The 14,904-nt window shown below is 58.7% G+C and carries 12 protein-coding genes; 5 read left to right on the forward strand and 7 right to left on the reverse strand.

Features of this window, described 5'->3' with window-relative positions:
• Nucleotides 1-39: 39 nt before the first annotated feature.
• The gene (locus WBR25_RS07050; protein ID WP_186301917.1) at nucleotides 40-837 is read left to right on the forward strand and encodes an ATP-binding cassette domain-containing protein; all 798 of its coding nucleotides are present in this window, start codon (nucleotides 40-42) and stop codon (nucleotides 835-837) included.
• A gap of 85 nt (nucleotides 838-922) precedes the next feature.
• Here the strand turns inward: WBR25_RS07050 and WBR25_RS07055 are convergent, their stop codons facing one another.
• Nucleotides 923-1,987 carry a 3-deoxy-7-phosphoheptulonate synthase gene (locus tag WBR25_RS07055; RefSeq protein ID WP_144715443.1) on the reverse strand — a complete coding sequence of 355 codons (1,065 nt, stop codon included), beginning with the start codon at nucleotides 1,985-1,987 and terminating at the stop codon, nucleotides 923-925.
• 144 nt (nucleotides 1,988-2,131) lie between these two features.
• On the opposite strand from WBR25_RS07055, the gene WBR25_RS07060 reads away from it, so the two are divergent.
• Nucleotides 2,132-2,512, forward strand: a complete 381-nt coding sequence (locus WBR25_RS07060; protein ID WP_005337641.1) for a diacylglycerol kinase — start codon at nucleotides 2,132-2,134, stop codon at nucleotides 2,510-2,512.
• Nucleotides 2,513-2,593: 81 nt separating this feature from the next.
• On the opposite strand, the gene serA is transcribed toward WBR25_RS07060, so the two are convergent.
• From serA to WBR25_RS07090, 6 genes are all read right to left on the reverse strand, one after another.
• Nucleotides 2,594-3,826 carry a phosphoglycerate dehydrogenase gene (serA, locus tag WBR25_RS07065; protein ID WP_005337639.1) on the reverse strand — a complete coding sequence of 411 codons (1,233 nt, stop codon included), beginning with the start codon at nucleotides 3,824-3,826 and terminating at the stop codon, nucleotides 2,594-2,596.
• Nucleotides 3,827-4,150: 324 nt separating this feature from the next.
• Nucleotides 4,151-4,804, reverse strand: coding sequence for a ribose-5-phosphate isomerase RpiA (gene rpiA, locus WBR25_RS07070; protein WP_479749624.1), 654 nt, complete (start codon nucleotides 4,802-4,804; stop codon nucleotides 4,151-4,153).
• A 161-nt stretch (nucleotides 4,805-4,965) separates the two neighbouring features.
• The gene (locus WBR25_RS07075) at nucleotides 4,966-5,562 is read right to left on the reverse strand and encodes a 5-formyltetrahydrofolate cyclo-ligase (RefSeq protein WP_479749625.1); all 597 of its coding nucleotides are present in this window, start codon (nucleotides 5,560-5,562) and stop codon (nucleotides 4,966-4,968) included.
• Between the two features lie 313 nt (nucleotides 5,563-5,875).
• The gene (locus WBR25_RS07080) at nucleotides 5,876-7,210 is read right to left on the reverse strand and encodes a Na+/H+ antiporter NhaC family protein (protein ID WP_335847862.1); all 1,335 of its coding nucleotides are present in this window, start codon (nucleotides 7,208-7,210) and stop codon (nucleotides 5,876-5,878) included.
• Nucleotides 7,211-7,648: 438 nt separating this feature from the next.
• The gene (locus tag WBR25_RS07085; RefSeq protein ID WP_479749626.1) at nucleotides 7,649-8,485 is read right to left on the reverse strand and encodes an alpha/beta hydrolase; all 837 of its coding nucleotides are present in this window, start codon (nucleotides 8,483-8,485) and stop codon (nucleotides 7,649-7,651) included.
• Between the two features lie 10 nt (nucleotides 8,486-8,495).
• Nucleotides 8,496-8,630: a hypothetical protein gene (locus WBR25_RS07090; protein ID WP_479749627.1), complete on the reverse strand. Its 135-nt coding sequence runs from the start codon at nucleotides 8,628-8,630 to the stop codon at nucleotides 8,496-8,498.
• 273 nt (nucleotides 8,631-8,903) lie between these two features.
• Here WBR25_RS07090 and dapB point away from each other — a divergent pair, with 273 nt between their 5' ends.
• The 3 genes from dapB to carB all read left to right on the forward strand — a co-directional run bounded on the left by dapB (nucleotide 8,904) and on the right by carB (nucleotide 14,768).
• A complete protein-coding gene (dapB, locus tag WBR25_RS07095; RefSeq protein ID WP_005347132.1) occupies nucleotides 8,904-9,716 on the forward strand; it encodes a 4-hydroxy-tetrahydrodipicolinate reductase in 813 nt (270 codons plus the stop codon).
• Between the two features lie 670 nt (nucleotides 9,717-10,386).
• Nucleotides 10,387-11,523, forward strand: a complete 1,137-nt coding sequence (carA, locus tag WBR25_RS07100; protein ID WP_479749628.1) for a glutamine-hydrolyzing carbamoyl-phosphate synthase small subunit — start codon at nucleotides 10,387-10,389, stop codon at nucleotides 11,521-11,523.
• A gap of 20 nt (nucleotides 11,524-11,543) precedes the next feature.
• Nucleotides 11,544-14,768: a carbamoyl-phosphate synthase large subunit gene (gene carB / locus WBR25_RS07105; protein WP_479749629.1), complete on the forward strand. Its 3,225-nt coding sequence runs from the start codon at nucleotides 11,544-11,546 to the stop codon at nucleotides 14,766-14,768.
• Nucleotides 14,769-14,904: the final 136 nt, after the last annotated feature.

The raw sequence follows: 14,904 nt of genomic DNA on the forward strand, positions 1-14,904 counted from the left end.
GCAGTCTCCTTATTTACCCGTTGTTGAGGCAAGATGCCGATGTCACCCGCTGATCCCATGCCGGTTTCTTCTCGTGCTGCTGCGCCGCTGCTGGAGGCGCGCGCACTCGCCATTGCTGGACGGCTCTCTCCCCTGGATATCTGCTGGCATGGCGGCCAGTTGGTGGCGCTGCTTGGCCCCAATGGCAGTGGCAAGTCGACCCTGCTCGGGGCGCTGGCGGGGATTTTACCCGCCGATGGCACAGTGCTGCTGGGGGGGGAAGTGCTTACTGACATGAGTTGGCCCGAGCTTGCCAAACGGCGTGCCATGCTGCCCCAGCGTCAGCCCCAGCTGTTTCATATTCCGGTGTTTCAGGTGTTGAGCCTGGGGCTCAATGAGGCGGTTGCGCCCGCCAGACAGAACGAGGCGATAAATGTATTGTGCGAGGCATTGGAGCTGGAAGCTTTGCTGGCTCGTGACTTCAGCCGGTTGTCGGGGGGCGAGCAGCAGCGGGTGCTGATTGCCCGCACCCTGCTGCAGGTGTGGCCGAGCCTCAATCCGACCGGCAAGGTGTTGCTGCTGGACGAGCCGCTGGCGGGGCTCGACCTGCATCACCAGCTGGCGCTGTTGCGGTTGCTGAAAACCCTGGCCGGGCAGGGCTTGCTGGTGGTACTCGCCATCCACGATATCAATCTGGCCATCGACTGGGCCGACCGCATTCTCTGCCTGCAAGGGGGCGCGGTGGTGCGCGAAGGGGGTGTCGAGCTGGTGGATGAGGCGCTGCTGGCGCAGGTATTCCAGATCCGCACCGACCGCATCGAAGCGGCGGGTCGGGTCTGGTTTATGCCGAGCCTCTAGCACGTGTTGGCAGTCACTCGCAGGTAAAGAAAAGGGCCGGATATCACGGATATCCGGCCCTTTTGGCATCTCGGGTAACGTGGGATTAGCGAGCTTGCTTGCTCAGGCGCACCTGTGCCGCCTCTGCCAGCATCGCCAGCAGGGTTTCGGTATCGTTCCATGACAGGCAGGCATCTGTGATGCTCTGGCCGAAGGTGGCGGCGCAGCCGTTCTCCACATCCTGACGCCCTTCCACCAGGAAGCTTTCGGCCATGATGCCGGCGATGCCGGTACGGCCGCGGCGCAGCTGATCGCAGATATCTTGCGCCACCAGCAGCTGACGGCGGTGATCCTTCATGCTGTTGCCATGGCTGAAATCGACCACCAGACGCTCCGGCAGGCCCACATCGGCCAACGCTTCACAGGCTTCATCGACACTGGCGGTGTCGTAGTTGGGTCGGTGGCCGCCACGCAGGATCACATGACCAAAGGGGTTACCAGCGGTGCGGTAGATGGTCATCTTGCCGTCCTTGTCCGGCGAATAGAAGATGTGGCTGTGACGGGCGGCGCGCACCGCATCGATGGCGATGCGGGTATTGCCGTCGGTGCCGTTCTTGAAGCCGACCGGGCAGGAGAGGGCCGAAGCCATCTCGCGGTGTACCTGGGATTCGGTGGTGCGAGCGCCGATAGCGCCCCAGGTGATGAGGTCGGCAATATACTGGCCGGTCACCATATCGAGGAATTCGGTGGCGGTGGGCATGCCGATCTCGTTGATGTCGACCAGCAGTTTGCGCGCCAGTTTCAGCCCTTCGTTGACATCGAAACTGCCATCAAGGCGCGGGTCATTGATCAGCCCTTTCCAGCCGACGATGGTGCGCGGCTTCTCGAAGTAGGTGCGCATCACGATGCAGAGACTCTCTTTATACTGCTCGCGCAGGGCGTTGAGGCGCAGGGCATACTCGCGAGCAGCAGCGGGATCATGGATGGAGCAGGGGCCGACAATGACCAGCAGGCGCTGATCGTCTCCGGCCAGAATGGCTTCCACTTCGCGACGGGCATCCAGCAGATTCTGGGCAATGGTATCGGTGATCGGAAACGCGTGTGCAAGCTCGCTCGGAGTGATCAGTGACTCCAGGCGACGGGTGCGCAATTCATCTGTGTGAATGGACATACAACTCAAGTCTCGAGTGGGTGGTGTCAGCCGCAAGGGGCGAAAAAGCAAAGAGATAAAATAAAGCAAAAGTCCCCTGATTGAAACCTTGGGGGGCTCTGATAGGATGTGAGGCCAAAATCGATTCCAAATGAGGTAGATAGCGTGGCAAAGCCAGGGGCAACCGGGGTCACCCGCATCATCAACGCAACCGGTTACAGCATGAAGGGGCTCAAGTCAGCCTGGATTAACGAGGCGGCGTTTCGGCAGGAGCTGATGCTGATCCTGTTGCTGATGCCGCTTGCCTTCTGGCTGGGGGATTCTCTCAACCAGATCCTGCTGCTTATCGTCATCAGCTGGCTGGTGGTGATCGTCGAGATCCTCAACTCCGCCATTGAAGCTGTGGTAGACAGGGTTGGCTCCGAGCATCATGAGCTCTCCGGTCGTGCCAAGGATCTGGGCTCCGCCGCCGTTTTTATCGCGCTGGCCTTGAACGCCCTGGTATGGGGGGCGTTGGTGGGCCGCAATCTGTTGGGGTGGTGGTAAGCCACTACGCTGCCTTTAGGCTCTGCTTCATAAAAAAGCCCGTCATCACGACGGGCTTTTTGCTGCGCAGATAAGGGTCTATCAGTGGAGGATGCGGGCGCGGATGGTGCCGTTGATCTCCTTGAGCTTGGCGAGCGCCTTCTCGCTGTGCTCGGTCTCCACGTCGATCACCACGTAACCGATATGGCTGCTGGTCTGCAGGTATTGACCGGCGATGTTGATCCCCTCTTCGGCGAAGATCTGGTTGATCTGGTTCATCACGCCCGGCTGGTTGCGGTGAATGTGCAGCAGGCGGCTGGAGCCCTTATGGCCCGGCAGCGACACTTCCGGGAAGTTGACGGCAGAGAGGGTGGAGCCGTTGTCGGAGTATTTGACCAGCTTGTTGGCCACTTCCAGCCCGATGTTCTCCTGCGCCTCATGGGTGGTGCCACCGATGTGCGGGGTCAGGATGACGTTCTCCAGCCCACGTAGCGGGCTTTGGAACTCCTCGTCATTGGACTTGGGCTCGACCGGGAAGACGTCGATGGCGGCGCCGGCAATATGGCCGCTCTTGATGACGTCAGCCAGCGCATCGATATCCACCACGGTACCGCGGGCGGCGTTGATGAAGATGGCGCCCGGTTTCATCATCCGCAGCTGCTCGGCACCGATCATGTTCTTGGTGGAGGCGGTCTCCGGCACGTGCAGGCTGATGACGTCAGACATATTGAGCAGCTCGACCATGCTTGGCACTTGGATGGCGTTGCCCAGCGAGAGCTTGTTCTCGATATCGTAGTAATAAACCTTCATGCCGATGCTTTCGGCGATGATGCCAAGCTGGGTACCGATGTGGCCGTAGCCGATGATGCCGAGCTTCTTGCCGCGCGCTTCCACCGAGCGGTTGGCCAGCTTTTCCCACACCCCGCGATGGCACTTGGCGTTCTTCTCGGGAATGCCGCGCAGCAGCAGCAGGATCTCGCCCAGCACCAGTTCGGCAACCGAGCGGGTGTTGGAGAAGGGGGCGTTGAAGACCGGAATACCGCGGATCTGGGCCGCTTCAAGCTCGACCTGGTTGGTACCGATGCAGAAGCAGCCGATGGCGACCAGTTTGTTGGCGGCGTCGAGTACCTTCTCGGTGATCTGGGTGCGGGAGCGCAGCCCGATGAAATGGACGTCGCGGATCTGCTCGATCAGCTCCTCTTCGGAGAGCGAGGTCTTGAGATACTCCACACTGGTGTAACCTGCGGCACGAAAGGTCTCTACGGTGTTGGGGTGAACCCCCTCCAGCAGCAGAACCTTGATTTTATCCTTGTCCAACGAAAACTTGGCAGTCATGACGATCCCTCTGTATGTGCAAACGTAAGTGCAGATTTGGTGTGCGAAGAAAACCGTAAAGTAGCAAAAACGTTTGGGAGAGGGAATATTTGTGACGAAAGTCAAATTCTTTGAAGTTATCAACGAATGTTGTAAACATCCGTATGCAACTTGTTGAGGGATAAATAAAAACGGCGCCATCAGGCGCCGTCATTTATTCACAGTGCAATGTTTGGGTCATATCCCATCCCGGGGCTCAATCAACGCCGCTGCTGCGTCAGAGGTTGCAGAGTGGCGCTGGCGAGGGAGGGAGGATGCCGCTGCACTGTGCTACCGGTGTCGGGATTACTGGGTAATCACGCCGTCCGGCGTACCGATCAGGACAACATCGGCGCCGCGCGCGGCGAACAGGCCGTTGGTGACCACACCAACAATGGCGTTCAGTCGTACTTCCAGCGCCTTGGCGTCGGTAATGGCCATGCCTTTCACATCCAGAATGTGGTTGCCGTTGTCGGTGACCACGCCTTCACGCCACACCGGGTTGCCACCCAGTTTGCGAATTTCGCGGGCCACGTATTCGCGGGCCATCGGGATCACTTCCACCGGCAGCGGGAACTGGCCCAGCACGTCGACGGTCTTGGTGTTGTCGATGATGCAGATGAACTTGTCAGCGACGGCGGCAACAATCTTCTCGCGGGTCAGGGCTGCGCCACCGCCCTTGATCATGTCGCGGTCTGCGTTGATCTCGTCGGCGCCATCCACATAGACGGAGAGGGCGTCGATCTCGTTGAGATCATATACGGTGATGCCGAAGCCCTTGAGGCGCTCGGTAGAGGCAACGGAGCTGGATACCGCCCCCTTGATCTCGTCCTTCATGGTCGCCAGCGCGTCGATAAAGTGGTTGACAGTAGAGCCGGTGCCCACCCCGACGATGGTGCCGGGAACCACATACTTGAGCGCAGCCCAACCGGCCGCCTTCTTCATTTCATCTTGAGTCATGATCGTTCCTTAAGAAAAAAGCGGGCGCATTATATCCAACCCGGTCCCCCGTCGCGACCTTGTTGCTCACGTTCCTGGGCAAAAAGAGGGATTTTGTAAATCGTTTGCCTGTTTATTCTGCGTTTGCGCGCACAAAGCCGGGGCTGCCGGCCAAAAACAGCTTATTCAAAGCGCCAGCAGTGGCTCGGGGTGATGATCTGGGGCAGCGGCACATCCCACTCCTCTTGCGGGACCGCATTCACCTGCTGGCAGTCGTGGGCAATGCCGAGCGGCTTGGGGCCCAGCTTGTGCTCATGCCAGATGGCGAGAGTGCGATCGTAGTAGCCGCCCCCCATGCCAAGGCGATTACCTTGAGCATCGAAGGCGACCAGCGGGGTGCAGATAAGATCGAGCGTGCTGTGGGGCACCACCTGCAGGATATCCAGCTCCGGTTCTTCGATGCCGTAGCGGTTGCGTACCATGGGGCTGGTGGCGGTATAGCGCAAAAAGAGCAGGTGACCCGGGGTAAAGGGGTGGAGCACCGGCAGGTAGACCTCTTTGTGCTGGGCCCACAGCCAATGGATGGTGGGCAAGGGATTGATCTCCCCGTCATTGGCCAGATAGAGGGCAATGCGTTTGGCGGCGAGGATCTCGGGGTGTTGCTTGAACTGGGCCAGCAGCTGTTGGGCCGCCAATTGCTGCTCGGCCGGACTCAGATTTTTGCGGCGTTGACGAACCAGTTGGCGCAGGGATTGACGTTCGGGTTGGGACTCATGCATGGGGAACCTCTGGTATAGCTGCGCATCGATGGCTTGAACGCGCTCTACCTTAGCACATTCACTCTTGACGTTAAGGGGCAGGGGAACTCCCGCCCCGGACGGCTGATGCCCGGAACGGTGGGATAAATGCTGGCGGATCCGTTAGTGAGTCAACAAGGGCCAGGGTGTAGCCCCTGTTGACTGCATGTCGGCGCGCCAGCCTCTGGTTTGTTACTTGTCAGCTTTGCCGCGCATCTGGTGCTTCACAAACACTGCAATAAGTGCTGCTACCGCGAGCGCTAATCCTGTGTAGAAACGCATGGACGTTATCCTGTTACTTGTCAGCCTTGCCGCGCATCTGGTGCTTCACGAACACGGCAATCAGTGCCGCCACCGCGAGCGCCATCGGGTAGAAACTCATGCTTACTACCGCCAACGGCGACAGGGCGAAGATGGATCCCAGCAGCAGCGCCTGTGCGCCCCAGGGGATCAGACCCTGTACCACGCAGGAGAAGATATCCAGCATGGAGGCGGCGCGGCGCGGGGTGACACCGTGGTGTTCGGCCAGCTCCCGGGCTACTTTGCTGGCGACGATAATAGCCACCGTGTTGTTGGCGGTGCAGAGGTTGGTGAGGCTCACTACCCCGGCGATGCCGAGCTCGGCCGCTTTCTCGTTCTGTTCACCATTGTGCTCGCGAGTGAAACGGGCAATCAGGGCGCTGATGCGCTCACTGATCCAGGCCAGACCACCCTGACGCTCCATCAGGGCGCCGAGGCCGCCGATCAGCATGGAGAGCAGGAAGATCTCCTGCATGCCGGTAAAGCCCTGATAGATATCCTTGCTGAACTGACCGATGGCGTAGCCGTTGATCATGCCCACCACTCCGGCGGCCAGAATGCCGATCCCCAGCACCACAAACACATTCACTCCGGCGAGCGCCAGCCCCAGGATCAGCAGATAAGGCATCACCTTGAACAGCTCGATGGCACTGCCGTTGGCAGGGGATTCACCCACTGAGCCCAGGGTCAGATAGAGCAGGATCACCGCGATGGCAGCAGGGGCTGCAATCTTGAAGTTCTCGCGGAACTTATCCTTCATCTCGCACCCCTGACTCCGGGTTGCTGCTATGGTGGTGTCGGAGATGATGGAGAGGTTATCGCCAAACATGGCGCCGGAGAGAATGGTGCCTGCCATCAGTACCGGATCGATACCGGCCGCCTGCGCCACACCGAGGGCCACCGGCGCCACGGCACCTATGGTGCCCATGGAGGTGCCCATGGCAGTGGCAATAAAGGCAGAGATGAGGAACAGCCCGGGCAACAGCGCCCAGCCGGGAATGAGGGAGAGACCCAGCGCCACGGTGGCATCAACGCCGCCGGTGGCCTTGGCCACGCTGGCAAAGGCGCCCGCCAGCAGATAGATAAGGCACATCGCCATGATATTGCTGTGGCCGACCCCCTTGAAGAAGGTCTCCAGATTGCTGTTGAAGCTCTCTTTGCCAAGCAGCAGGGCCAGCATCACGGCAGGCAGGGCAGCAACCGGAGCGGGCAGCTGATAGAAGGCGAATTCGACCCCCTGCAGGGTCAGCCAGGTACCGGTACCGATAAAGAGTGCGAGAAAAACCAGAAGTGGCAACAAGGCCCTGGCACTGGGTTGAGTCTGGATCATGTGTTCCTCTGAAATTGAACAATGACCTCCTGTCATAAACTGCTTTGTACCTGTATCGGATAGGGATAGGGGGAAAACAGGGCGGGCATCCTGCCGCATTGGGGTGCCCACAGTAGTGAGTCAACCTCGCCTGGTCAAGATAGACGTCCAGATGGATAGGTGTTTTTGTTTGACGATTCTGGTGTTATTGAGATATCCAAAGAATATTCGGAAAAAGAAGTTAGTGCTGTTTATTGTTCATTGCTGTTCTGGCTCAGTCAGCGGGTATCTGGGGGTATCGCGTGCCTTTAATAAGGAAAGAGGGAAACGATAAGATCTCTGCATGCCATCTTGGGGATTTCTCCCGCTGCCAAACGTCAGCCGCACCTCTCTCTATCTCTACGTGAGCATGGTACGGATATTTCCAGAACGCGTGGACACAAGACCTGGGCTGTGTGGTTACTGTGTCAGTTTCTCTACCGCCTGAACGGCTGTCGCGAGAGCATCCTGTTCCAGCGTCAGCGGAATGTGGCCAATTCCGGGCAGCAGGGTGACAGGCCAGGAGATGCCGAGACGTCTTAACTCAGGTTCAAGTTGATCTGTTTGGAAGGCTTCGTCATTTGCACCCGCGATCACGGCGCAGGGGCGTTGCACATTGCGTAAATTCTGCTGATAGTCGCGCTCTGGCTGAAAGTTAGAGGCAAGGTTGAAGGAGTAGGAGGGGGTCAGCAGGGATTTCGCCTCATCATTAAGGGCAAAGTTCAGCACGGTCAGATGGTTGAGTGCGGAAATATGGAAACCGTTGAGGATGCTCAGGGCGATGAGGCGAGGCAAGCCGACACGCACCCAGCCACCGCTGTTGGGCCGGTAGTTGGCGGCGGTGGGGCCGAGATAGGGGGAGAGCAGCAGATAGCTCTCGAACAGGGTTTGTCGCGCACTGCCAGCAACACGCAGGACAAAGCCACCCCCTGACGAGAAGCCGACGAGTGTTGCAGGCTTGTCGGGGGCTACCGACTTGATGAAATCTTCCAGATCGTCTTCAAGCTGACCGATGTAGTCAATGGTGCCTTTGTTGCCCGATGCGCCATGGCCGCGAATATCGAGGGCGTAGGCGTCGTATCCCGCTTGCGAAAAGGCGTTCGCCATCTTGTGCATGCTTTGACTGCTGGCAGAAGAGCCGTGAACCAGTACCACGCTGCCCTTGACCTTGTTGTTCTCTGCGTGCTCCTTTGCGCCATAGTGCCGATAGGTCAGCTGCGTGCCGTCACGCGCCGGGTATCTTGAGAGAGGTGGCATATTGCTCCAGTCACTCCCCCTTGAAAGGGTCGTTGATGCTGGCCATCGCCGGTGCCGGGTTCGGCCCGCCAAACAGCAGAGCCGCGGCCAGTATGACCAGGGTCAGTGATATCAACCCCACTGCAAACAGCAATCCTGCGCTCATCCTTGCACCTCATTTGATATCGACACGGGCGTTGCCCTGATTTTGCTTATGCTGGCATTTCACTCGTTCGAACCTATCAGATGGCACCCGGTCTGCCAAATGATGGAGTGAGACGATGAAAAACGGCCTGTGACCAAAAGGAAGTTCTTGGCCAGCCAGTGTGCCCTGCTGTTGGCGAGCGCAGCAAGGAGTGGTGGCATCATGACTTTTCAAACCCGGCGCGGGCTGGTAAAACGGTCTCTTTCCATAATTAAAAGAGATGAGAGGGTGGAGATGGACAATCCGATCCGTGTGGCCGTGATGGGCTGTAATGGTCGTATGGGCAAGGTGCTGCTGGAGGCCATCACCAACACCGATGGCGTAGTGGTCGGTGCCGCGCTGGAGCGGCCGGGTTCGGCGGTGATCGGCCTTGATGCCGGTGAGCTCAATGGGCTGGGCCATCTGGGCGTGGCCATCAGCGATAGTCTGGACAAGGTGCGCGATGAGTTTGATCTCATCATCGACTTCACCCGCCCCGAGGTGACCCTTGCCAATCTGGCCTTTGCGCTGGCCCACCACAAGCAGATGGTGATCGGCACCACCGGTTTTGACGATGCAGGCAAGGCCGCCCTGAAAGAGGCGGGCAAGCAGATCGGTATCGTGTTCGCCTCCAACTACTCGGTCGGGGTCAACCTGGTGTTCAAGCTGCTGGAGCAGGCCGCCAAGGTGATGGGGGATTACACCGACATCGAGATCATCGAGGGCCACCATCGCCACAAGGTGGATGCGCCATCCGGTACCGCGCTCTCCATGGGGGAAGTGGTCGCCAAAACCCTGGGCCGGGATCTCAAGGAGTGCGCCGTCTATGGCCGCGAGGGGATCACTGGCGAGCGGGATCGCAATACCATCGGCTTTGCCACCATTCGCGCCGGCGATCTGGTGGGGGAGCATACCGTCATGTTTGCCGATATCGGCGAGCGGGTGGAGATCAGCCACAAGGCCTCCAGCCGCCTGACCTTCGCCAACGGTGCTGTGCGGGCGGGCAAGTGGCTTGGTCAGCAGGGTGCCGGTCTTTATGACATGCAGGATGTGCTCAATCTCAAGTGATGCCTCTGAGCGGCACTTTCGTACTACTGCTACCCCAGTGAAAAACCCCGGCTTGCCGGGGTTTTTGCTGTTAGTCAGCCAGAGTCTGTGTAAAAAGACACGCTGCCTGAAATTTTTAACTGAACGCCTTATAAATCACACTATTGCGTTATCCACCAGATTTCCCCTTCCTGAATGTCATCACCAGGTAACAGATTTGAGCATCTTTATGGCTGATTAAGCCATTTTTTTACACCGACAAGAAAAGACTAAAAATTCAAATACAGAAAAACGTTTTCCATTTTTCATGTTCACCTTTGTCATCACAAAAGCGTTAGATTTGTCATTAATGTTTTTTGTGTAAAAGTGAATGCTATTGTTTTTATTGGTTTTTTTATTGGTTTTTGTCGCTATTGCTGGCTTGGTGGCATCTTTTGTGGGTGATTTTTACTTTTCTTTCGTTGGAGGGGATTGCAAAGCGGTTGAGTGCATAGATAATGGGTAATGTTGCTTTTTTATTGAATTTAGATGCATTTCATCTGAGAAAAGACGTTGAAATGCCACTTTTTTTAAGTAGAATGCGCCCAATTTGCCAGAAATCTGCCGGGTTCGAGTCCTGTCCAAGGCCGGAACCGAGCCCGCAACACCCAGGTAAATTGCTGAATTTAAAGCTAAATAACTGGAGGTTGTCTTGAATCACACTGCATTGCTAGTGCTGGAAGATGGAACTGTGTTCAAAGGCGTGTCGATAGGCGCCGAGGGATGTTCCGTTGGTGAAGTGGTTTTCAATACGTCGATGACGGGCTATCAGGAAATCCTCACCGATCCCTCTTATTCCCGTCAGATAGTCACCCTCACTTACCCCCATATAGGCAACACCGGCACCAACAGCGAAGATGAAGAGTCCAGTCAAATCCACGCACAGGGATTGATCATCCGGGACCTTCCGATACTTGCCTCCAATTTCCGCAATCAGCAATCCCTCTCCGAATACCTCAAGTCTCACAACATCGTTGGCATCGCCGACATCGACACCCGCAAACTGACCCGCATCCTGCGCGAGAAAGGCGCCCAGGCTGGCTGCATTCTGGCCGGGAAACAGGTTGATGAAGCCTATGCCCTCGAACAGGCCCGCGCCTTCCCCGGCCTGAAGGGGATGGATCTGGCCAAAGAGGTGACGGTTGGTGAAGCGTACAACTGGACCGAAGGGAGCTGGCAGCTTGGCAAGGGGCATGTCACCCCGGATGCCGACCAGCTGAAATACCACGTGGTAGCCTATGACTTTGGCGTCAAGCGCAACATCCTGCGGATGCTGGTTGACCGTGGCTGCCGCCTGACCGTGGTGCCTGCCAAGACTCCGGCCGCCGAGGTACTGGCAATGAACCCGGATGGCATCTTCCTCTCCAACGGCCCTGGCGACCCCGAGCCGTGCGACTACGCCATCGAGGCCATCAAGGCTTTCCTTAATACCAACACGCCGATATTCGGCATCTGTCTGGGTCACCAGCTGCTGGGTCTGGCCTCCGGTGCCAAGACCGTCAAGATGAAGTTTGGCCACCACGGCGCCAACCATCCGGTGAAGAGCCTCGATGACAACACCGTCATGATCACCGCTCAGAACCACGGCTTTGCGGTAGACGAGAACAGCCTGCCGGATTGCCTGCGCGCCACCCACGTCTCCCTGTTCGATGGTTCCCTGCAAGGTATCCATCGCACCGACCGTCCGGCCTTCAGCTTCCAGGGGCACCCCGAAGCGAGCCCAGGCCCGCACGATTGTGCCGGTCTCTTTGACCACTTTATTGAATTGATTAAGCAGTATCGCGCCTAAGAAATAGAGGAAAGAGTTTCATGCCAAAACGTAACGACCTTCAGAGCATCCTGATCCTCGGCGCCGGCCCCATCGTCATCGGCCAGGCCTGCGAATTTGACTACTCCGGCGCCCAGGCGTGCAAAGCCCTGCGCGAGGAGGGCTACCGCGTCATTCTGGTCAACTCCAACCCGGCCACCATCATGACTGACCCGGAGATGGCGGACGCTACCTACATCGAGCCCATCACCTGGGAAGTAGTGCGCGAAATCATCAAGAAAGAGCGCCCGGACGCCATCCTGCCCACCATGGGCGGCCAGACTGCACTCAACTGCGCACTGGCGCTGGAGAAGCACGGCGTGCTGGCCGAGTTCGGTGTTGAGATGATCGGTGCCACTGCCGACGCCATCGACAAGGCCGAAGACCGCTCCCGTTTTGACAAGGCGATGCGCAGCATTGGCCTCGAGTGCCCGCGCGCCGGCATCGCCCACAACATGGAAGAGGCGTGGAGCGTGCAGCAGATGGTCGGCTTCCCCTGCATCATCCGTCCCTCCTTTACCATGGGTGGCTCGGGTGGCGGCATCGCCTACAACACCGAAGAGTTCGTCGAGATCTGCGAGCGCGGTCTGGATCTCTCCCCGACCAAAGAACTGCTCATCGACGAGTCGCTGATCGGCTGGAAAGAGTACGAGATGGAAGTGGTGCGGGATCGCAACGACAACTGCATCATCGTCTGCGCCATCGAAAACTTCGACCCCATGGGTATCCACACCGGTGACTCCATCACGGTCGCGCCAGCCCAGACGCTGACCGACAAGGAGTACCAGCTGATGCGCAACGCCTCCATGGCGGTGCTGCGCGAAATCGGTGTCGAGACCGGCGGCTCCAACGTCCAGTTCGGTATCAACCCGAAAGATGGCCGCATGGTCATCATCGAGATGAACCCGCGGGTGTCGCGCTCCTCCGCGCTGGCCTCCAAGGCGACCGGTTTCCCCATCGCCAAGATCGCTGCCAAGCTCGCCATCGGTTACACCCTCGACGAGCTGATGAACGACATCACCGGCGGTCGCACTCCGGCCTCCTTCGAGCCGGCCATCGACTACGTGGTCACCAAGGTGCCGCGCTTCAACTTCGAAAAATTCGCCGGTGCCAACGATCGTCTGACGACCCAGATGAAGTCGGTCGGCGAAGTGATGGCCATCGGCCGCAACTTCCAGGAGTCCCTGCACAAGGCGCTGCGCAGCCTCGAAACCGGCAAAACCGGCTTCGACCCCATGGTTGACCTCAATGCCCCGGACTCCCTGACCCGCATCCGTCACGAGCTGCAGGACGCCGGTAGTGACCGTATCTTCTACATCGCCGATGCGTTCCGCGCCGGTCTCTCCATGGATGGCATCTTCAAGCTGACCAAGATTGACCCCTGGTTCCTGGTACAGATTGAAGACCTGGTGAAGCTGGAGGAAGAGGTGAAAGAGCGCGGCATGGCCGGTCTCGATGCTGACTTCCTGCGCGCCCTCAAGCGCAAGGGCTTTGCCGATGCCCGTCTGGCCAAGATCCTCGGCGTGGCTGAAGGGGAAGTGCGCAAGCTGCGTGCCCGCCACAACATCTTCCCGGTCTACAAGCGGGTCGATACCTGCGCCGCCGAGTTCGCCACCAACACCGCCTACATGTACTCCAGCTATGACGAGGAGTGCGAAGCGGCCCCGAGCAGCCGTGACAAGATCATGATCATCGGTGGCGGCCCGAACCGTATCGGTCAGGGTATCGAGTTCGACTACTGCTGCGTGCACGCAGCGCTGGCCCTGCGCGAAGACGGTTACGAGACCATCATGGTCAACTGCAACCCGGAGACCGTCTCCACCGATTATGACACCTCGGATCGTCTCTACTTCGAGCCGGTGACCCTAGAAGATGTGCTGGAAATCGTGCGCATCGAAAAACCCAAGGGCGTGATTGTCCAGTACGGTGGCCAGACCCCGCTGAAACTGGCCCGTGCACTGGAAGCCAACGGCGTACCGATCATCGGTACCAGCCCGGATGCCATCGACCGCGCCGAAGACCGCGAGCGCTTCCAGTCTGCCGTCGAGCGCCTCGGCCTCAAGCAGCCGGAAAACGGCACCGTCACCGCGCTGGAGCAGGCTGTGCTGCTGGCCGAGCGGATCACCTATCCGCTGGTGGTTCGCCCCTCCTACGTATTGGGTGGCCGCGCCATGGAAATCGTCTATGACGAGCAGGATCTGCGTCGCTACTTCGCCGAGGCGGTAAGCGTCTCCAACGAATCGCCGGTACTGCTGGACCGCTTCCTGGACGATGCCACCGAGCTGGACGTGGATGCCATCTGCGACGGCACCGATGTAGTCATCGGCGGCATCATGGAGCACATCGAGCAGGCCGGTATTCACTCCGGTGACTCCGGTTGCTCCCTGCCTCCCTATACCTTGTCCAAGAAGATTCAGGACGAGATCCGCGAGCAGGTGCGCAAGCTGGCGCTGGAGCTCGGCGTTATCGGCCTGATGAACGTGCAGTTCGCGGTCAAGGGCGATGACATCTACCTCATCGAGGTGAACCCGCGTGCCGCCCGTACCGTGCCGTTTGTCTCCAAGGCGACCGGTGCTCCGCTGGCCAAGATTGCTGCTCGTGTGATGGCCGGTCAGTCGCTGCAAGAACAGGGCTTCACCAAAGAGATCATCCCACCCTACTACTCGGTGAAAGAGGTGGTACTGCCGTTCGCCAAGTTCCCGGGGGTTGACCCGCTGCTGGGGCCAGAGATGCGCTCTACCGGTGAGGTTATGGGGGTGGGCAGCAGCTTCGCCGAGGCCTATGCCAAGGCGCAGTTGGGTGCCAACCACGCCGTACCGAAAGAGGGTCGTGCCCTCTTGTCAGTGCGTCACAGCGACAAGGCGCAGGTGGTCGACTTGGCTGCCAAGCTGCTGGAGCTGGGTTACGAGCTGGATGCCACTCACGGCACCGCGGTCGCGCTGGGTGAAGCGAGCATCAACCCGCGCCTGGTCAACAAGGTGCACGAAGGTCGCCCGCACATTCTCGACCGTATCAAAAATGGTGAGTACACCTACATCGTCAACACCGCCGAAGGGCGGGTGGCGATCCAGGACTCCAAGCAACTGCGTCGCGCCGCCTTGCAAAACAAAGTGGCTTACACCACCACCATGAATGAGGCGTTTGCCACCTGCATGGCCATCAGCGTGGATGCCACCGCCAACGTCAACTCGGTGCAGGAGCTGCACCAGAAGGTGAAAAACCGCTAAGAGTTTGCAGCGGGCATCAGCCCGGCTTGCCAGACGACCAACCCCCGCCAGCGATGGCGGGGGTTTCTTTTTATCAGGCGCTCACCGTTCGGTTCGGGCCGGGTGAATCCTTGAAGAAGGTCATGTCTTCCTCATC

It is taken from the genome of Aeromonas sp. MTB, assembly GCF_056632455.1.